This window comes from Candidatus Saccharibacteria bacterium oral taxon 488 (assembly GCA_005697215.1).
Classification (GTDB): domain Bacteria; phylum Patescibacteriota; class Saccharimonadia; order Saccharimonadales; family Saccharimonadaceae; genus Nanosynbacter.
This window is the reverse complement of the sequence record CP040003.1, coordinates 436,566-455,761: the sequence shown is the minus strand read 5'-3', so window position 1 is coordinate 455,761 and position 19,196 is coordinate 436,566. Positions and strand designations below refer to the sequence as shown.

Below are 19,196 nucleotides of genomic sequence, written 5' to 3'. Positions count from 1 at the left end.
TTCAGGCGCATCTACCCCTCAATTATACACGACCCGCTGCGACCGGGCAATACACTTTACGCCCCACCTTGACCGTGCTATCATGAAATTAACAGAAAAAGGGGGACTATGAATAAGGTTGCGACATATTTGAATGAACATCTGACGGGTGAAGTGGTGACGCATGACGGTGCTTTGGCGGATGCGCAGCGGGACGGCAGCGTGCTGGCGCGGCAGCCGGAGTTGATCGCACGAGTGGCGGACACGAGTGATGTGCGCAAGGTTTTGCGGTTTTGTTCGCAGTTGGCGGAGAAGGGTCACGTCTTGCCGGTGTATGCGCGCGGATGCGGCACGGATAGTACGGGCGCGGCGATTGGGCGTGGCATCGCCATTGACATGGCGGCACACATGCATAATGTCGTCGGAATTGATGCTAAGCAGCAGCTGATTCACCTCCAGTCGGGTATTTCTCATAGGGCGGCGCAGGCAGTGCTGTCAACGCATAAGGGTTTGGGGCTACCAGAGATTTCATTGACGGGTGAGGATGGCACGATTGGTGGCGCGATTAGTACTGAAGCGGCTGGCATGCTGTCCTCGGCGTATGGTCTATTGAGCCAGTCGATTCACCAGATGGAAGTTGTCTTGTCAAGCGGCGATATCGTGCAGACCGGTCGGCTGTCAAAGCGCGAACTGAGCAAGAAGAAGGGTCTGGCGACATTTGAGGGCGAATTATACCGTCAGCTGGATAATTTGATAACCGATAATGAAGCGCTGATCGCTCGGATTGATGCTGGCGCGCCAGAGATGGCCGGCTTTTCGAGCATCGCTCAGGTGCGGCAGCGCGATGGCTCGTTTGACCTCACGCCGCTATTTGTCGGCGCTCAAGGCAGCCTCGGTATCATCGGTGAACTGATCATGAAAGCTGACTTCATCCATCCGGAACTAGCCGTGGTAAGTGCCGCGTATAGTTCAATGAATGCAGCGCAGGCGGCGGTCGACACGGCGCTGCAAGCGGGCGCCTCGACCGTCGAGCTGATCGACGGGCGGCTCTTCTCGCGGGCGGCAGCCCAGGGTAAAAAACTAGCATGGGCGCCAAAAGAATGCTATCGCGGTGGCGTGGTAGTGGCGCTCTTTCACGCGTTTTCGGACCGCGCGCGTAGCAAGGCTGCCAAGAAGTTACTACGTGCGCTTCGCGGTGGCACGGCTGTGCAGGTTGAGCTACGCGACGTGGAAATGAAAGAAGCGTTTACGCTACATTCAGTGCTGACCTTGGCGGAGCATCCAACGGATGAGCACGGTGTCATGCCGCAGGTATTCTCTGGGATGTGGCTGCCGGGCGTGCAGCTGGACGGCTTTATCAAGTCGATGCGCGCGCTTGAAAAAGAATACAGCGTGGCCATGCCGCTGTTTATCGACGCGACGACTGGCATGATCAATAGTTATCCGGTGTTCTCGAGCAAAAAGGTCAGTGACCGCCAACGTATCCTCAAACTCTGCTCGGACATGATGCGGATCGTGACTAGCCACGAAGGGTCGTTCGCGGGATTTGGCGGCGAGGGCCGGCTCAAGGCGGCATTTGTTCAGCCAACACTGACGCCCGAGGAGCGTGACCTGTATGCAAAAATCAAGCATATCTTTGATCCAAAAGGCATCCTCGCGCCGGGTATCAAGACTGCTGTGCCGATGAAACAACTGGCAGAAGAATTAAATGCTTGGTGCCGGCTGGCGGGCTGAAACGGCTGGGAAATCTCCTTGCGGAGGAGCGGCCGGTCGTGTATAATACTCGGTAGTCACGCGGATGTGGCGGAATTGGTAGACGCGCTAGCTTCAGGTGCTAGTGTACGCAAGTACGTGAAGGTTCAAGTCCTTTCATCCGCACCAGAAATCATACGATGAGTCAGCGCTCATCGTTTTATATTGTTTGACTATAAAAACTGAGGATGTCTCCTCGGGGTATTATGCAGATATATGGTAAGCATGACAAGCAGACGGGATAGGGTTGTCTTAGGTGAGACAACGTGTGTTCCGCCGCTCACTTGTCATGCTTGGCCTGGTACTAAGTCAGGCCTTTGGCCCTGTGCAACTCACTAATGAGCCGCGCCGCCGTCCCCGGGCCTCCGTTGTCCCGATCGTAGAGCCGGGGGTCCAGCTCTCGGTCGGTTGAGAGGAGCACCTTCAACGGTCTCCCGAAGAGGTAGTCGAAGGAGATATTCCCACCCCTCCTCTTTTTTTCGTCGATGATCGACTGCGCCATCTCGACGCTCAATTCTCGAGGGCCATGCGCAGCTGCGAAGATACCCATACCAACGGGCCTGGAATTGTTAAAAAGCCTCGCGAGAACTTCTGCCAGTGAAATACCTTCGATGTTAACCATGTGAGTCATGGTAGCTCTTTCTCCGCATCTTTGGCGACATGCCATCCAATAAATGGACGTGTGCAATCCTATAACACACAAGATGAGGTTTCGCGCCTCTTACCATAAAAGAAGCAAAATCTCACCTTGTGTCGTCTGCTTGTCAATGAACGCCTTTGGACAATAAGTCAAATTTATGTCAACAAAAGCTGATATATATATCACTTATATGAAAAAATGTCAATGATTTTTGTCAAGTTTTTCTGTTTTTTCATCCCCATTTGCTAAAATAACAGAGATGCAAGACACACGAAATGTGATTGACAAATTCAAAGGTCGCAGCGAGGCGGAGATTGTAAAGGAGCTAGACGCCAAGGACCACGGCTTGGTGATTGCTCTGGAGAACACCGAGCGGGATTTTAATATGGGGACGATTGTCAGGAGCGCCAATGCGTTTGGCGTACGGCAGATTTATGTGATTGGCAGGCGGCAATGGAATAAGCGCGGCGCCATGATGACGGATAAATATTTACACGTGCATTATGTCGGTTCGACGGCAGAGTTTGTCGAGTTAATGCGGACTGAAGACAGAGAAATTATTGCGATTGATAATATCCCAGGTAGCGTCAATATGTCGGAGACGAATTTACCAGAGCGCGCGGTGCTAGTGTTTGGTCAGGAAGGGCCGGGAATTTCCGAGGAGATGGCGCAGGCGGCAGATAAAATTATTGCCATTGAACAGTTCGGCTCGACCCGCTCCATCAATGTCGGCGCAGCAGCCACCGTGGCGATGTATTGCTGGCTGCAACAACATGTGCTCGGTTGATATGCTTCAACCCCTCACCCGCCTTTATTATTGAAAAATTTGCCCCATTGTGCCACAATAAAAGCAACCATGAGCAATTTATCAACTCAGAGTTACAAGGGCGCGCGCGATTATTTCCCGGAGGATAAGCGCCTGCAAAACTATATTTTCAAGGTGTGGCACGCCACGGCGCAGAGTTTTGGGTATGAGGAGTACGGTGCGCCCTTGCTTGAGCCGCTGGATATTTATACCGCCAAGTCGGGGCAGGAGTTAGCGGGCGAGCAGACGTACTTGTTCACCGATCGCGGCGGTCGACAGGTAGCAATTCGCCCAGAGATGACGCCGTCGATTTCCCGTATGGTGGCCAGTCGGCGTCAGGAACTAGCCATGCCGGCCCGGCTATATTCTATCGCTAATTTTATGCGCTACGAACGGCCACAGCGCGGACGGGAGCGCGAGTTTTGGCAATTGAACGCCGACCTGTTTGGTGCGGAAGGGCCGTGGGCGGACGCGGAGATTATCGAGTTTGGCTACCATAGCATCATGAACTTTGGTGCGCGCGAAGACATGTTTACGGTGCGGGTCAATAATCGCCAGTTGATCAATCAGTTGATGAGCGGGTTTCTCGGCCTTGATGTGATCGGCGCCCAGATGATGACGCGGCTGCTTGATCGAAAGAATAAGATTTCGCCAGAAGCTTTCCGTGAGCAAGCCATAGAGATTTTTGGCTCGGAGGAGGCTAAGGCGGGCCTACCAAAGTTGGCGCAGCTGATTAGCATGCGCAGTGTCGACGATCTGCCGGAGGAGCTAGCGGATAGTCCGAGCGTCCAACAGCTTCGTCAGGTGATGACCCTGCTGTGTCAGAAAGGCATCGGCAATGCGATGTTCGACGTGACGCTGATGCGCGGGCTGGATTATTATACCGGTACGGTGTTTGAGTTTTTTGATAATTCGCCGGAGAATAATCGAGCGTTATTCGGCGGCGGGCGCTATGATGGGCTGGTCGGGCTGTTTGGTGTCGAGCCGGTCGCTACGGTCGGCGTGGGGCTCGGTGCGACGACGATGCAGCAGTTCCTTGAGGTGCACGAGTTACTACCAAAACTAACGACGCATACCGATGTGTACATCGTCGCGGTGGACGCGGCATCGCTAGGTGGTGCAGATACTTTGGCGCGGACGCTGCGGAGCGAGGGGGTGCGGGCCGAGTTAGATTTCAGCGGGCGCAAGTTAGACAAGCAGCTGAAAACCGCACTCAAAAAGAATATCCCATTTGTGGCGTTTGTCGGCGAAGAAGAGGTCGCTTCGGGTGTCTACACGATCAAAAACCTCATCGAGTCAACCGAGCAAAAAGTCAGCCTCGAGCGCATGATCAGCGTGGTCAAAGATCGGCGCTACGACGGCGATGATGACGCGGCGTTTGAGATTTAGTACTACCCCTGTTATAATAGGTAGTTATGAAGACTACTGTAAAGAAACTATCAGATACTAACGTTTGTTTGACAATTACGCTGGGGGCGGACGAGCTGAATGCGGCTGAGCAGGTGGCGCTGACCAAGATGGCGCGCGACCTCAAGGTGCCGGGATTTCGTAAGGGCAAAGTGCCGATCAGCGTGGCTGCCAAGCACGTCAATCCAATGGCACTCCAGGAGCAGGTGCTAGACAACGCCCTGTCCAAAGCGGTGGCTGAGGCCTTTATGAACGAGAAATTACAGGCGCTGGAGCGGCCGAGCGTTGAGGTCAAGAAATTTGTCCCCAATCAAGAAGTTGAGTTTACCGCCGAGGCGACCGTTGTGCCGCCGGTCAAGTTAGGCGATTACAAAAAGCTCAAGGCCAAGCCTCAGGCCGTCAAGGTTGAGGCCAAAGACGTTGATGAAATTATCGAACGGATGCAACAGAATTTCGTCGATAAAACCGAGGTCGAGCGTGCGGCTCGAGAAGGTGATGAGGTGATCATCGACTTTGTTGGCAAGAAAGACGGCGTGGCGTTTGACGGCGGTTCGGCCAAGGATTTTGCCCTGAAGCTGGGCGGTGGTCAGTTTATCCCCGGCTTTGAAGAGGGCGTGGTTGGCCACAAGGTCGGCGAGACATTTGATCTTGACCTTGAATTTCCGAAGGATTACCATGCTGAAAATCTGGCTGGCGCCAAGGTGGTGTTTAGCGTGACGCTGCACAAAGTAAATGAGCTGAAGCTACCGGAGCTCAATGATGAATTTGCCGCCAAGTGTGGCCCATTCACCGACATCAAAGAGCTGAAGGCCGACATCAAGCGCGAAATCACTGCGCAAAAAGAGCGCGAGGCCAAGGAGAAACTCAAGGATGAGCTGGTGGCAGAACTGGCAGATAGCTCCAAGGTGGCGCTGCCAGAGCTATTGATCGACGATCAGCTGCGGTCAATTGAACAAGATCTGATGCAGAATTTGTCATATCGCGGCCTGACGACGGACTCGTACCTAAAGGCGCAAGGCTTCAAAGATAAAGCCGATTGGCAGAAAAAAGAGGCTCGCCCGGCGGCCGAAAAGCGGGTCAAGGCTGGCCTGGTGCTAGCTGAGCTATCAAAGGAGCTGGGTGTAGAGGTTAGCCGCGAGGAGCTTGATGCACAAATTTCCACCTTCAAGCAGCAATACGGCAAGGATGCCAAGCTGGCCGCCCGGTTCGATGATCCAAACGTCCACCGTGACATCGCCAACCGGATGATCACCGACAAGACGATCGACAAGCTGGTCGAGCTGAATAGTAAATAGCGACGACATAGCAATAAAATAATCTGAAGCAGGGGATGGCAAAAGGGTCGCCCCTGTTTTATTGACAAACCTACAATTAGCTGGTATAATGGCAAAATATGTGTGAATCCTCAAAGTCTGAGCGTCCAGAGTTGGAGTCTGGGCACCCCCAAGAGAAAAATGGGAGCGGCGAGAAGGTTAGCCGTCGCAGTTTTTTGGGAGGTATGGCGCTTGGTGCTGGATGCTTGGGCGCTGGAACTATTATCGGTGAGGCTATAAAAAACCTAGGATCAGAACAAGGTCAAAATATACCGATACAGCACAATAACGAGCGAAAAGCTCCGCCGCCGGGCTCGCTAAGTGTTGTCGTCGTGCAATTATTGCCAGAAAACGCCGAGCCGCATCAAGGCATTGAAAAAATTAGCTCTGGGGTACGAGATGCTCTTGGGCGTATCGCGCTAACGACTAGCCATCTATACCTTAATGTGCGGTTCACGCGGGATGGTCACTCGCCTGATACAACACGAATAACTGAGGATGGTAAACAACCTGCCTATAGTCAGCGTCTGCTTCAACTGATTGGCCAGGCTCATGCTCCTGAAGAAGGTGATATGGCACTGGTTATCGTCGATTCTGCTGATACAGAAGAGGACTACTACGCTGGTCTAACCGTGTATGACGATAAACACCCTCCAGTTGCGCTTGTGCGCGATGTGGGTGGCGTGTCCATTGGTACGATTGCACACGAATTAGGACATATGCTTGCTCCAGAGGGTGTCAAGCGCGGTCTTGGTCACGCCTGGGCCCTGCAGTCGTGGGTAAGGCAAGATGGTGACAAGGAGGTAAAAGATTGGCGCCATAGTCCTCACGTTGCTCCTATTCAGGACATTATCGCTGCGGGGTATGGTCTGGAGAAGGATGACAATGGAAAACCAAATCCCTATGCTTCACGATATAGCGTCATGGGAAATAGTGCATTATTTGATTCCATGGTAGATCCAACGATACCAATGTTCTCTTCCCCTGAGCTTGCCTTTCTCGATCCAACGCTGTCAATTCGCCATATCACAATGCCGTCGATGGGCACAGGCCAGATACCCATTAGCTACGGCGGGCCTGACCGAACCGGTATTACTATAGACATCCCAGAGGATCATATACTACGCCAAATAGCTCCGGAGGCAGATACACTTTTCATTGGCCCAATAGTCCGCTCAAAGCAGTGGAGTAACCCTATTGACCGGATGGGTGTCTTTGCGACATGGTCAGGAGGGCGTGATAGCGCCATATTAAATCCAAGTATATGGGATGAGAGTATTAAATATGGCGAGAATAGCTTTGAACACGTTGCGTATATTGATGAACAGCTCGGTATATTGGTCGCCGCTGGACAGCAATCGGGCCAGGTCTACGTCCGCTTAGTGCCGCTCCATACAGAGGAGGCTCAGGAGCTAATACGTGCGGGGCAAGAGCGGCTGCTAAAAAGTCTCAATATATAATGGATTGACAGGCTATTCTTTACAGCGGCGAGCTAAGCTTATATAATAACTGTGTATGAAGAAGACAACATCGTATCTCATCCCCACCGTCATCGAAAAGTCAGCCGACGGCGAGCGGGCGTTTGATATCTATTCACGGCTGCTCAATGAGCGGATTATTTTCCTCGGCGAGGAGGTTAACGAGCATACTGCCAACAGCGTGGTGGCGCAGCTATTACACCTGGCGTACGTTGACCCGGGGGCAGACATTTCGCTCTACATCAACAGTCCGGGCGGCAGTGTCTATGATGGCATGGCGATATATGACACCATGAATTTTATCAAGCCGGACGTGGCGACGTATGGCATTGGTTTACAGGCCAGCATGGGTGCATTTCTGCTCAGTTCGGGCGCCAAAGGCAAGCGGTTTTGCTTGCCGCACGCCAAGGTAATGATCCATCAGCCGTCAAGCGGCACGCGCGGTAAGGTGACCGATATGGAAATTGACCTGAAAGAAACGCTGGAAGTGAAGGAAATGCTGGCGAAAATCATGGCCAAAAACACCGGCCAGAAGCTCTCTAAGGTCAAGGCTGACATGGAGCGTGATTACTGGATGAGCCCTCAGGAAGCAGTACGGTATGGGCTGGTGGATAAGGTGCTGAGCCAGTTAGCCTAGACCGCAAGAAGTCTCGTGCCCGTGAGCCATACATATATCGAACACGGCCGTAGCGTTGTCAAAACTACCGCTGGTTTTGCTTGTGGTTACGGTGGAATCTTGCCATAATTGAGGAGAGGCAAGGAGGAAAGTATGAGGCAATATTTAGACGTCCTACGGCATGTCCGTGATAATGGCGTGAAAAAAGGCGACCGCACCGGCACCGGCACGACGGAAGTGTTTGGTGTGCAAACGCGGTATGATCTGGCGGACGGCTTTCCAGCCATGACCACCAAGAAATTGTATTTTTACAGCGTGGCGCACGAACTGTTGTGGTTTCTCAAAGGCACCGGTAATATTGAGTATCTGGTGCAAAACGGCGTGCATATCTGGGATGAGTGGCCGTATAAGAATTATTTGGAGAAAACCGGTCAGAGCATTCCGGAGATCAATGGCGAGGAATGGCGCGCTGGTATGAAAGTGTTTATCGGTAAAATCGCGACTGATCACGCCTTTGCTGAGAAGTGGGGTAATTTGGGCCCAGTCTACGGCGTGCAGTGGCGCAAATGGCCTGATGGTAAAGGCGGGACGATTGACCAAATCCAAAACGCCATCGACATGATAAAAAACAATCCAACATCGCGGCGTAATATCGTTAGCGCCTGGAATGTGGCGGAAATTGACGATATCGTACAGTCAGGTGGACTGCCGCCGTGCCACACCATGTTCCAGTTTAATGTGCGGCCGGGCGGGGACGGCGAGAAAGATAGGCTGGATTTGGCGCTGACCCAGCGTTCGGCGGACATGTTCCTCGGCGTACCGTTTAACATTGCCAGCTACTCCCTGCTGCTATCAATGATCGCCCAGGTAACTGATAAACAGCCCGGCGAATTCATCCACACCCTGAATAGCGCGCATATTTACAATAATCACCGCGCGCAGGTCGATGAGCAGTTGTCGCGCCGTCCGCTACCACTGCCGAAACTGTGGCTGAATCCAGATATTGAGAATATCGACGATTTCACGATTGATGATATTCGTCTGGAGAATTATGAGCACCATCCACCCATTAAGGCACCGATTGCAGTGTAAGACACTGTCATATCACAGGTTTTCGCTGGTAAATTACAAAGTCAAAAGCGTAGGCATTGGCTTCATCTGCTGGGCAGCGGGTGCGGTCAGTCTCTTCCCAAACAGTCATGTCCAGCTCTGGGAAAAAGGTGTCAGTGTCTGAGAATGCAGCATTAACCTCGGTGGCGTAAATGGTGTCAATTGCTGGGATTTCCAGCGCACCACTATAGACCCGTGCGCCGCCGATGATGAAGGTTTTGTAACGAGCTAGGGCCAGGGCACCTTCTAAATTCACTGCGGTGAGGATGCCTTTGACGCCGGTTGGCTGCGAGGAAATAACGATGTTCTCGCGCTCCGGCAGCGGACGACAGCCAATCGACTCAAAGGTTTTTCGGCCCATGATGACGTCGCTACCTTTGGTCAGCCGCTTGAAATTCGCTAGATCCGCCGGTAGGCTGCGACCCCACGGCAAATCGCCGCCCCGGCCAATGGCGCGGTTGACATCATAAGCAACGATGATGGCTTTCTCCATAACCCCAGTCTAGCATGATGTAAAATTTACGAAAAGCTTGCCCGAGCGAGTAAATGTTGTCATAATAGAATTACTCGGGGGAGTGAGGTAAGATAAACAAGAGGAGGCGCGGCATGAGCGTGTATTCAAACCGGGAAATTTTGGCAGCGATCGAAGAGGGAACGATTGTCTGTACGCCGTTTACTCCGGACAATGTGTCCGAAGCGAGCCTGGATTTTACGCTGGGGCATTATTTTTATAAACAGGAATTTGACGATCAGTCAAGCGTCTATAATCCATTTGACGAAGCGGAGGTGGCGCGGTATTTCAAGGGGCCGCTGATGGCGATACCGCACGCCGAGTGGTGCGAACATAACGGCTTTACGCGGTTTCGTAATATTCCGGATGAGCATCCGATCATTGTACTGCGTCCTGGCGAGCGGATTTTGGCGCATACCCATGAGTTCGTGGGCATTCGGGCGCATGGCGGCGCGGCTGAGGTGAAAAGCCGCAGTTCGTGGGGTCGTAACGGCGTGGCGGTGTGTTTTGACGCGGGTTGGATCGACCCCGGTTATATTAATCGGATTACACTCGAGATCTACAATTTGAACAAACACGAAAGCGTGGTACTGCCAGTTGGCGAGCGCATCGGGCAATTAATTTTCCACCATACCGGGCCGGTGGATGGCGGCTACGCTGACGGGCGTGGCGGCATGAGCGGCAAGTACCAGCACACCGACGACCTCACCGAGCTTATCCGTAGTTGGCGGCCGGAAACGATGCTGCCGCGAGCGTTCAAGGATCGGCGTCATGCACCGGCGATTATTAATGGCCTAGGCGAGGGTGTCAAATGAGTTGTCCCGGTCGATACATCGTCATCGAAGGCAACGACGGCACGGGCAAGTCAACGCAAGTAGCCATGCTGGCGGATTATTTCCGGGCGCGCGGCCGCGTCGTGTGCGTGGTTGAAGAACCAGGCAGCGACGATCCAGAAAAGTCGACGCCGGTAGCCAATGAACTGAGGCGCATCGTTAAGAATGGCGACCTAGTACGTTCCAGTGAAATTAACCTAGCGTTGTTCTCGGCGGCGCGGCGCGAGTTGTGGCGCGAAAAGATTCAGCCAGCTCTGCAGCGTGGCGAGATTGTTCTCAGCGCGCGTAATTATGTTTCGACACTGGCTTATCAGGGCTATGGCGACGGGCTGGATGCGGAGGAGATTATACGGATGACGAAGTTATTTACCGATGAGCGATACCTGCAGCCGGACGCGATGGTGGTCTTGACACTCAGTGACGCCCAGCGCCAGCAGCGCATCGCAGGGCGTGGGCGCATCGCTCAGCCTGATACATTTGAGTCGCGTGAGCAGTCGTTTCAGGACAGGGTTAACCACGCCTATGAAGCCATCGCCGCCGAGCGAAATATCCCGCTATTGTCAGCTGCCGGAACCCCAGAGGAAGTGCACGCGCGGATCCTTGACAGCATTACTCGATATTTGTAGTATATTTCATAAATAGGAGAGGATATGATTGAGACAGTTCGATTAAGTGGTGGTGATATTACCGATTCATTGTGTGATGAGCTACGCCACTTGTGGGTTGAGTCTCTCGTACATGTGAAGCCAGATATCAGCGCTTGCGAGACAAGGCGATTGTATCAATCTGAACAGTTTACGCCCGAAGTACTTCGGAGGCAAGCCGATCTTGCCGAGGGTGGTATCTATGTTGCGCTCGCAGATGCGTCAATCAAGGCGGCAGCAAGTGTAGGTCGAATCGACGCCTTAGGCTTGGCCTCAGATATTCCGGATGTACAGGATAATAATCTGATATATCTCGAGCGGTATGGGGCTAGAAATATGAAACGCTGGGATCTGTTTCGGGGACTGGTAAATGCGGTACTTAATCATGAGACTGGGCCAAATAATCGGCCAACATATCTTGGTATGTATATTGACGAGCAGGCTCTATTGCTACCGGGTCACGTCAAAGATATTAATCCACAAAATCACCAAGTTAGTCGTATTGTCAAACATGACTCGGTTGGCGGTATCGCTGGTAATTATCGACTACACACGGCGCAACTTCAAACCGATGGAAGCTGGGAGTGGTTAGCGACGATCACTGACGGTGAGCGTGAGGCTAGATTACTGGGTGAAGTGTGCCTTCGTTTAGAACTAGCCGCTGCTTAACGACAGTCAATTTTTCATTATTTTTCTCTTGCAATTCGTCGTCCTATGCGTCATAATGTGTCACAGTGAAGTAGTGTAGTTTTAGCGAGGGGCGAGCTTGATGGGCGGGCAAACCTCGGGCTCGTGCTGAGACTAAGAGATCTTCCGGCCGTGATCACCAATTATAATCAATGCGAGGAGTAACGCCTGTGGCTCAACAGACCACTCGTGGCGCGCGCGTCTTTTTCACTGGAACAGACAGTGCCATCGCCATGCCAAATCTCATCGCTCACCAAGAGGACTCGTGGCGCTGGTTCGTCGAGGATGGTTTGAGCGAAATCTTTTCAGAAATTAACCCAATTGACGACTATACTGGTCAGAAGTTGGCACTGCGGTTCGGCAGGTATCATTTTGACGAGCCAAAGACCACCGACCAGTTCGCCAAGGAAAACAATTTGACGTTTGAAGCGCCGCTGCATGCAACCGTCGAACTGACCAACAAGGTCACGGGCGAAGTCAAGGAACAGGAAATCTACCTCGGCGATTATCCATGGATGACCGAGCGCGGTACCTTTATCATCAACGGTACGGAGCGTGTGGTAGTTAGCCAACTGATCCGCTCGGCCGGTGTGTTCTTTACTGCTGACACGGTAGCTGGTCGTAATTACTACGGCGCCAAGATGATCCCGGGTCGCGGTGCCTGGCTGGAGTTTGAAACGGCGACTAATGGCACGATTTATGTCAAGATTGACCGCCGACGCAAATTGCCAGTGACGACCTTGCTGCGGGCTTTGGGTCATCCAAAGACGTCAGAAATTCGCGAACTGTTTGCCGACATTGACACGGGCGAGACCAGCTACATCCAAGAAACTTTGGATAAAGACACAACTCGTGGCGCCAATGAAGCACTGATCGAAGTCTATCGTCGCCTGCGGCCGGGCGATCTGGCGACGGTTGACAATGCGCGCCAGATGATTGAGCGAATGTTCTTTGATTTCAAGCGATTTGATTATAGCCGGGTCGGTCGGTACAAGATGAACCAGCGCCTGGGTCTAGACGTTGCTAACACGGCCGAGAATCGTATCTTCCAGATGAGCGACCTGGTGGCCATCATCCGCGAGATTATTCGCCTCAACAACACCCAAGAGCCAGCTGATGACATCGATGCCCTGAGTAATCGCCGCGTCAAGCTGGTCGGCGAGCTGATTGCCCGTCAGTTCCGCGTTGGTATGCTCAGGATGCAGCGCAACGCCATGGACCGGATGAGTGTGGCTGATATGGAGAACGTCACGCCGAGCCAATTGATCAATGCTCGCCCAGTGGTGGCAGCGGTGCGCGAGTTCTTTACTAGCTCGCAGCTGAGTCAGCTCCTCGATGAGGTCAATCCACTGTCCGAGCTCAGCCACAAGCGCCGCTTGAGCTCAATGGGTCCTGGTGGTTTGAGTCGTGAGCGCGCTGGTTTTGACGTTCGTGACGCGCACCCAACGCACTACGGCCGCATCTGTTCGGTGGAGACGCCAGAAGGTGCCAACGTTGGCCTGGTGCTGAACCTCGCTACCTACGCGCGGGTCAATGAGTATGGCTTTATCGAGACGCCGTACCTGCGCGTCACCGATGGTCGGGTGACTGATGAAGTGGTCTATCTGGACGCCGCTCAGGAAGCCAGCGAAGTTATCGCTGATGCTGGGGCGCGCTTGAATGATGACAAGTCATTCACCGACAGCCGTGTCAGCGCCCGCAAATTCCTCCAGCCAGGTCAGGTCGACGTCGAAGAAGTTACCTTTATGGACGCTGCTCACAAGCAGATCCTCGGCTCGACGGCGGCGCTGGTGCCATTTATCGAGAAAACCCGCGTTGACCGCGCCTTGACTGGCTCGAACATGCAGCGCCAAGCAGTGCCGCTGCTCACGCCAGAGCCAGCGGTTGTTGGTACTGGCATTGAGCAGGCGGTGGCCGAGAATAGCGGTCACTTGATCCAGGCCGAGGCTGATGGCGAAGTGGTGCGGGCTGATGCTGATGAAATTCATGTTAAGTATGCTGATGGCGTCAAGGTCTACGCACTGCGTCACTTCGTCAAGAACAATGACGATCGCTGCTACAACCAAAAGGTTCGCGTAGCCCGTGGCGACACGGTCAAGCAAGGCGACATCCTCGTCGAGGGTGCGTCGATTGCCGAGGGCGAGATCGCGCTGGGACGAAACCTGACGGTGGCCTTTATGCCGTGGGGCGGCTACAACATGGAGGACGCGATTATCCTTAGCCGCCGCTTGGTGGAGGACGATCGCTTGACCAGTATTAACATCAAGGATTATAACGTGGAGGTTCGCGAGACCAAGCTCGGCCCAGAGATCGTCACCCGCGATATTCCGAATGTGTCAGAAGACAGTCTACGCCACCTCGACGAAAACGGTATCGTGCAAATCGGTTCTGAGGTCAAGGCCGGTGACGTCTTGGTCGGTAAGATTACACCAAAGGGTGAGCAGGAACTCAGCTCTGAGGAGCGTCTGCTTCGCGCCATCTTTGGTGAAAAAGCCAAGGACGTGCGCGACACCTCGCAGCGGATGAACAATGCTGGCGGCGGCAAGGTTGTCGGTGTCAAGATCTTTAGCCGCGAGAATGGCCACGAGCTCAAGGCCGGCGTGTTGATGCAAATCCAAATCTTTGTGGCGCAGATGCGCAAGATCGGTGTCGGTGACAAGATGGCTGGTCGCTTCGGTAACAAGGGCGTGGTCGCGCGGGTACTGCCGGTCGAGGATATGCCATTCATGGAAGACGGTACGCCAGTTGACGTGATCTTGAACCCGCTGGGTGTGCCGAGCCGTATGAACCTCGGTCAGCTGTTTGAAACGCACCTCGGTATGGCAGCACGAGCGTTGGGCTACCGCGTGGCAACGCCGTCGTTTGACGGTGTACCATCAGCCACAATTTCTGATGAACTAGAAAAAGCAGGACTGGCGCGTGATGGTAAATCACAACTATTCGACGGCCGCACTGGTGAAGCCTTTGAAGAGCGCACCACAGTCGGCGTCATGCACATGATCAAATTGCACCACATGGTGTCTGACAAGATTCACGCCCGCTCAACTGGCCCGTACACCATGGTCACCCAGCAGCCGCTCGGCGGTAAGGCGCAGAACGGTGGTCAGCGCTTCGGTGAGATGGAGGTCTGGGCACTGGAAGCCTACGGCGCTGCGGCAACCTTGCAGGAAATGCTAACCATCAAGTCTGACGACGTCTATGGTCGTGCTAAGGCCTACGAATCCATCATCAAGGACGAGCCAATCGTCGGGCCGAAACTGCCAGAATCCTTCAACGTGCTCGTCAAGGAACTGCAGGGCTTGGGCCTTCGGGTTGACCTGCTTGATGAGGGTGGCGTGGTTGACGCTGAACATGTTATCGCCTCCAGTGGTCCAGCTGATAAGACCGTGCCACAAGCCGTAAGCGACGACGATGACGACGACCAAGTTTACTTAGACGAATCGGACGACATCGGCGACATCGAGGTCGGCATGAGCGTACAAGATATTGACGAAGTAGAAGAAATAAAGGAGGAGGCGTAAGATGGCGCAATATTCATTTAACGCGACCGGAATTAGCGATTTTGATGCGGTACGCCTAGCGGTGGCCAGCGCCGAGGACATCCTAAAGTGGAGTCATGGCGAGGTTCTCAAGCCAGAGACGATCAATTATCGCACCCAAAAGCCAGAGCGCGACGGCTTGTTCTGCGAGCGGATTTTCGGTCCGGTCAAGGACATCAACCCGCATGATTCCAAGCTCAAGGGCGTGCGTTCACGCGAGGCCGCGGTTGATAAAAACGGCGAACTAGTCACCAAATCAATTGTCCGCCGCGAGCGCATGGGCCACATTCAACTGGCCGCGCCAGTGGCGCACATCTGGTTTATGCGCGGTACGCCGAGCGCCATGAGTCAATTGCTCGGCATGACGGTTCGTAGCTTGGAGCGGATCGCCTACTTTGCGACCTATGTCATTCTCAAGGTTGATGAAGTCACCCGCGACCAATACCTGGCGGATCTGGAGGCCGAGACTGAAGCTGGTCGGATGGCGATCAAGATGCGCTACGAGCAGCTCGCGGAAGCTGACGGCGCTGACATCAAGCAGCTAGCGAAGGAACAGAGCCGTGAGGTTGACGAGCTTAACGACAAGTACACGACGAAGAAGTCACAGCTCGAGGGCCTCGTCAAGGGTGCGCTGATCTCGGAGACAGATTATCGCAACTTGCCAGAGGAGTACGACGAGCTGATCGAGGTCGGCATGGGTGCCAGCGCGCTCAAGGCACTGCTGGATGAAATTGATCCGTCAGAACTGATCGCCCAGCTGAGCGAGGAAGCCGAACACGCCAAGGGTCAGCGCGAGAAGAAACTACTCAAGCGCCTGAAGATGCTCGAGAGCATGCAGGCTGCCGGCATCAAGCCATCCAGCCTCTGCCTGACGGTACTGCCAGTCATCCCACCAGACCTCCGTCCAATGGTCGCTCTCAGTGGTGGTCGGTTTGCAACGTCTGATTTGAACGATCTGTATCGCCGCATCATCAACCGCAACAATCGCCTGAAGAAGCTGGTCGAGCTCAATGCGCCAGAAGTGATTCAGCGCAATGAGCGACGCATGCTGCAAGAGGCCGTCGATGCCCTGATCGACAACGCAGCGGCGCGCGGTGGTCGGGCGGTCAGCTCGACTGGCAGCCGCCGTCGCCTCAAGTCAATCAGTGATATGCTCAAGGGCAAGCAAGGCCGCTTCCGCCAGAACCTGCTCGGTAAACGCGTCGATTACTCTGGTCGCTCGGTCATCGTCGTTGGTCCAAAATTAAAGATCAATCAGTGCGGTTTGCCAAAGCAAATGGCGCTCGAACTATTCAAGCCGTTCGTCATCAGCTGGCTGATCAAGGGTGAATTTGCCCACAACATTCGCTCGGCAACTCGCTTGATCGAGTCGGGTGAAGCGGTTGTATGGGATGCGCTTGACGAGGCGATCAAGGGCAAGTACGTGCTGCTCAACCGCGCACCGAGCTTGCACCGCTTGTCAATTCAATCCTTCCAGCCAGTTCTCGTCGAAGGTAAAGCCATTCAGCTCCATCCGCTGGTCTGTGCTGGTTTTAACGCCGACTTTGACGGTGACCAGATGGCCGTCCACCTGCCGCTTTCCAAGGAAGCGCAGGCCGAGGCGCGCGAGCTGATGAGCGCCACCAACAACCTGTTGAAGCCTGCCGACGGTGCGCCGGTGCTGCACATCTCGCAGGACATCGTGCTCGGTAATTACTACCTGACCTACGACAAGCCGCAGGCGCAGACTGATAATGTCAAGGCGTTCAGCTCGGTCTACGAGGCAGAGCTGGCGTACGACAAGGGTGCTATCCAGCTGCAAACGCCAATTCGCATCTATGCCAAGGGCAAGCTGCGTCAGACGACCTTGGGCCGGGTCTTCTTTAACGAGATCCTGCCAGAGGACTTCCCATATGATAACAATGTTCAGACCAAGAAGCAGCTGAAGAAGGTATTGGCACAGATCTTCAACAAGTACGGTGCCGAGGAAACTGCCAAGATTGCTGACCGTATGAAGGGCCAAGCTTTCCGCTTCGCCACGACTGCGGCCGTGTCAACTGGTATGACCGACTACGTGCACTTTGACGAGATCGCTGAGTTCGTGGCCGAGGGCGACGCCAAGGCGGCCTTGATTTCCGAGCAGTTCGACCAAGGTCTGATCACCGAGGACGAGCGTTACAACTTGACGGTGAATGCTTGGCGAAATGTGGACAATAAGATCACAGCCTTCCTCCAGGATCAGCTGGCCCACATGGACACCAGTATCTCGATGATGGTCAACTCTGGTGCTCGTGGTGATATCTCGAACGTCAAGCTCGCTAGCGCCATGATTGGTATTCAGGTCGACGCCGCTAACCGCGAAATTGAGCTGCCAATCCGTAGTTCGTACACCGGCGGTTTGTCCAGCCTGGAGGCCTTCGTGGCGACCCGTGGTGCGCGTAAGGGTCTGATCGATACCGCGCTCAAGACTGCTGACTCGGGTTACCTGACGCGACGTTTGGTCGACGTGGCGCAGGACGTCTTCACGGTTGAGGACGTTGAAGGTGACGACGAAGGTTACGCGATCTACCGCTCAGAAACTGAGGAAACGATGATTGACTTCTCGAACCGCTTGGCTGGCCGGTACGCTGCCGAGACAATTCCAGGTCACGTCAACAAGGACGAATTGATCACCCGGGAAATCGCTGACTCAATTGATGATGATGAAAGCGTCCAAAGCGTCAAGATCCAGTCAGTCTTGTCAACCAACAACCTCAACGGTATTCCGCAGCGCAGCTACGGTGTTGACATGTCAACTGGTAAATTGGTTGGTAATCATCAGCCAGTCGGTGTCATCGCTGCTCAGTCAGTCGGTGAGCCAGGTACTCAGCTGACCTTGCGTACCTTCCACAACTCTGGTGTGGCTGGTGGCGACATCACCCAGGGTCTGCCGCGTGTTGAGGAATTGTTTGAGGCGCGCACACCAAAGGGTCAGGCGTTTGTTACGGAAATTGCCGGGTTAGTTGACGTTTGGGAAGATGGCAAGAAGTACATCGTCCAAGTCACTCCAGAATCGGGCAAAGTTGAGCGCTTGCCGCTAGACGGCCGAACCATCGTGGTCAAATCCGGTTCAAGTGTCAAGGCTGGCGACGTGCTAGCAACTGGCGAAGATGACACTCGTCCACTGGTCGCACCATTTGACGGCGTGGTTGAAGCGGCAGAAGACACCTTGGTGATCGCCGCTGAAGCTGGCGCGCCGGCTCGCTACGAAATCCCAGGCACCATGCAGTTGGTCGTAAAAGCCAATGACGTTGTCGAGGCTGGTGACCGCTTGACGGCTGGTTCATTGAACCTGCATGACTTGATGCGCCTCAAGGGAGTCGAAGCTACGCAGCGCTACATCATCAACGAAGTGCTGCGCATTTACGCCGCTCAGGGCCAAGACGTGGCCGACAAGCACCTGGAGATCATTGTCCGCCAGATGTTCAGCCGCGTCCAGATTGAAGATGCGGGTGATAGCGACTTTGTGACTGGCGACATCGTCTCCAAGGCTGCGGTGGTGAACACCAACAAGCAACTGGCTGCTGAGGGTAAAAATCTCATCAGTTACACTCAGCTGTTGCTCGGTATCACCAAGGTGTCCATCTGGAGCGACTCGTGGTTATCTGCTGCGTCCTTCCAGGACACCACTCGCGTGCTGATCAACGCTGCTGTCTCGGGTCGCGCTGACCACTTGCATGGCCTCAAGGAAAACGTCATCATCGGCCGCAAGATCCCAGTGGGAACTGGTGTCGTTGAAGAAACGGAAACCGACGAGCCAAGCGAGGATGAGTTCGCAGACAGTCAGGAAGAGGAATTAGCTGTAGCCGTATAAGCCAACTAGCTTCCTTTCTCAGAAAACCGCTCCGATGGGTACGGGGCGGT

Annotated in this window: 14 protein-coding genes and 1 tRNA gene; 13 read left to right on the top strand and 2 right to left on the bottom strand. The window is 54.0% G+C overall.

Translation table 11 applies throughout. The features are described 5' to 3' along the window. The first annotated feature begins 108 nt into the window (after positions 1-108). Together FBF24_02385 and FBF24_02380 are read left to right on the top strand one after the other, a co-directional pair. Complete coding sequence (locus FBF24_02385; GenBank protein QCT40730.1) at positions 109-1,713, top strand: FAD-binding oxidoreductase; 1,605 nt, start codon at positions 109-111, stop codon at positions 1,711-1,713. A gap of 60 nt (positions 1,714-1,773) precedes the next feature. Then, a tRNA-Leu gene (locus tag FBF24_02380) sits at positions 1,774-1,860 on the top strand. 175 nt (positions 1,861-2,035) lie between these two features. Here the strand turns inward: FBF24_02380 and FBF24_02375 are convergent. After that, complete coding sequence (locus FBF24_02375) at positions 2,036-2,353, bottom strand: hypothetical protein (GenBank protein QCT40729.1); 318 nt, start codon at positions 2,351-2,353, stop codon at positions 2,036-2,038. Between the two features lie 277 nt (positions 2,354-2,630). Here FBF24_02375 and FBF24_02370 point away from each other — a divergent pair, with 277 nt between their 5' ends. From FBF24_02370 to FBF24_02345, 6 genes are all read left to right on the top strand, one after another. Beyond that, a complete protein-coding gene (locus FBF24_02370) occupies positions 2,631-3,158 on the top strand; it encodes an RNA methyltransferase (protein QCT40728.1) in 528 nt (175 codons plus the stop codon). 69 nt (positions 3,159-3,227) lie between these two features. Further along, positions 3,228-4,565 carry a histidine--tRNA ligase gene (locus FBF24_02365; GenBank protein QCT40727.1) on the top strand — a complete coding sequence of 446 codons (1,338 nt, stop codon included), beginning with the start codon at positions 3,228-3,230 and terminating at the stop codon, positions 4,563-4,565. A gap of 26 nt (positions 4,566-4,591) precedes the next feature. Further along, positions 4,592-5,878, top strand: a complete 1,287-nt coding sequence (gene tig / locus FBF24_02360) for a trigger factor (protein QCT40726.1) — start codon at positions 4,592-4,594, stop codon at positions 5,876-5,878. A gap of 98 nt (positions 5,879-5,976) precedes the next feature. Then, positions 5,977-7,356 (top strand): twin-arginine translocation signal domain-containing protein, encoded by a 1,380-nt coding sequence (locus tag FBF24_02355; protein ID QCT40725.1) that lies wholly within the window; start codon positions 5,977-5,979, stop codon positions 7,354-7,356. Between the two features lie 55 nt (positions 7,357-7,411). After that, positions 7,412-8,011: an ATP-dependent Clp protease proteolytic subunit gene (locus tag FBF24_02350; protein ID QCT40724.1), complete on the top strand. Its 600-nt coding sequence runs from the start codon at positions 7,412-7,414 to the stop codon at positions 8,009-8,011. A 132-nt stretch (positions 8,012-8,143) separates the two neighbouring features. Further along, entirely contained in the window at positions 8,144-9,082 is a 939-nt protein-coding gene (locus FBF24_02345; GenBank protein QCT40723.1) for a thymidylate synthase, read from the top strand. A 7-nt stretch (positions 9,083-9,089) separates the two neighbouring features. Here FBF24_02345 and FBF24_02340 read toward each other — a convergent pair whose 3' ends face one another. Next, entirely contained in the window at positions 9,090-9,593 is a 504-nt protein-coding gene (locus tag FBF24_02340; GenBank protein ID QCT40722.1) for a dihydrofolate reductase, read from the bottom strand. A gap of 113 nt (positions 9,594-9,706) precedes the next feature. Between FBF24_02340 and dcd the strand changes: the two genes are divergently transcribed. The 5 genes from dcd to rpoC all read left to right on the top strand — a co-directional run bounded on the left by dcd (position 9,707) and on the right by rpoC (position 19,146). Beyond that, positions 9,707-10,426, top strand: coding sequence for a dCTP deaminase (gene dcd / locus FBF24_02335; protein QCT40721.1), 720 nt, complete (start codon positions 9,707-9,709; stop codon positions 10,424-10,426). Further along, positions 10,423-11,070, top strand: a complete 648-nt coding sequence (tmk, locus tag FBF24_02330) for a dTMP kinase (protein QCT40720.1) — start codon at positions 10,423-10,425, stop codon at positions 11,068-11,070. Before dcd ends, tmk begins: the two co-directional genes overlap by 4 nt. Before the next feature lie 24 nt (positions 11,071-11,094). Continuing rightward, a complete protein-coding gene (locus FBF24_02325; protein ID QCT40719.1) occupies positions 11,095-11,757 on the top strand; it encodes a hypothetical protein in 663 nt (220 codons plus the stop codon). A 170-nt stretch (positions 11,758-11,927) separates the two neighbouring features. Then, the gene (locus FBF24_02320) at positions 11,928-15,296 is read left to right on the top strand and encodes a DNA-directed RNA polymerase subunit beta (GenBank protein ID QCT40718.1); all 3,369 of its coding nucleotides are present in this window, start codon (positions 11,928-11,930) and stop codon (positions 15,294-15,296) included. Between the two features lies 1 nt (position 15,297). Continuing rightward, a complete protein-coding gene (gene rpoC / locus FBF24_02315; GenBank protein QCT40717.1) occupies positions 15,298-19,146 on the top strand; it encodes a DNA-directed RNA polymerase subunit beta' in 3,849 nt (1,282 codons plus the stop codon). The last annotated feature ends 50 nt before the right edge of the window (positions 19,147-19,196 follow it).

Coding starts and splice junctions, on each gene's coding strand:
- FBF24_02385 (QCT40730.1), top strand. CDS start 109: ATGAATAAGGTTGCGACATATTTGAATGAACATCTGACGGGTGAAGTG.
- FBF24_02375 (QCT40729.1), bottom strand. CDS start 2,353: ATGGTTAACATCGAAGGTATTTCACTGGCAGAAGTTCTCGCGAGGCTT.
- FBF24_02370 (QCT40728.1), top strand. CDS start 2,631: ATGCAAGACACACGAAATGTGATTGACAAATTCAAAGGTCGCAGCGAG.
- FBF24_02365 (QCT40727.1), top strand. CDS start 3,228: ATGAGCAATTTATCAACTCAGAGTTACAAGGGCGCGCGCGATTATTTC.
- tig (QCT40726.1), top strand. CDS start 4,592: ATGAAGACTACTGTAAAGAAACTATCAGATACTAACGTTTGTTTGACA.
- FBF24_02355 (QCT40725.1), top strand. CDS start 5,977: ATGTGTGAATCCTCAAAGTCTGAGCGTCCAGAGTTGGAGTCTGGGCAC.
- FBF24_02350 (QCT40724.1), top strand. CDS start 7,412: ATGAAGAAGACAACATCGTATCTCATCCCCACCGTCATCGAAAAGTCA.
- FBF24_02345 (QCT40723.1), top strand. CDS start 8,144: ATGAGGCAATATTTAGACGTCCTACGGCATGTCCGTGATAATGGCGTG.
- FBF24_02340 (QCT40722.1), bottom strand. CDS start 9,593: ATGGAGAAAGCCATCATCGTTGCTTATGATGTCAACCGCGCCATTGGC.
- dcd (QCT40721.1), top strand. CDS start 9,707: ATGAGCGTGTATTCAAACCGGGAAATTTTGGCAGCGATCGAAGAGGGA.
- tmk (QCT40720.1), top strand. CDS start 10,423: ATGAGTTGTCCCGGTCGATACATCGTCATCGAAGGCAACGACGGCACG.
- FBF24_02325 (QCT40719.1), top strand. CDS start 11,095: ATGATTGAGACAGTTCGATTAAGTGGTGGTGATATTACCGATTCATTG.
- FBF24_02320 (QCT40718.1), top strand. CDS start 11,928: ATGCGAGGAGTAACGCCTGTGGCTCAACAGACCACTCGTGGCGCGCGC.
- rpoC (QCT40717.1), top strand. CDS start 15,298: ATGGCGCAATATTCATTTAACGCGACCGGAATTAGCGATTTTGATGCG.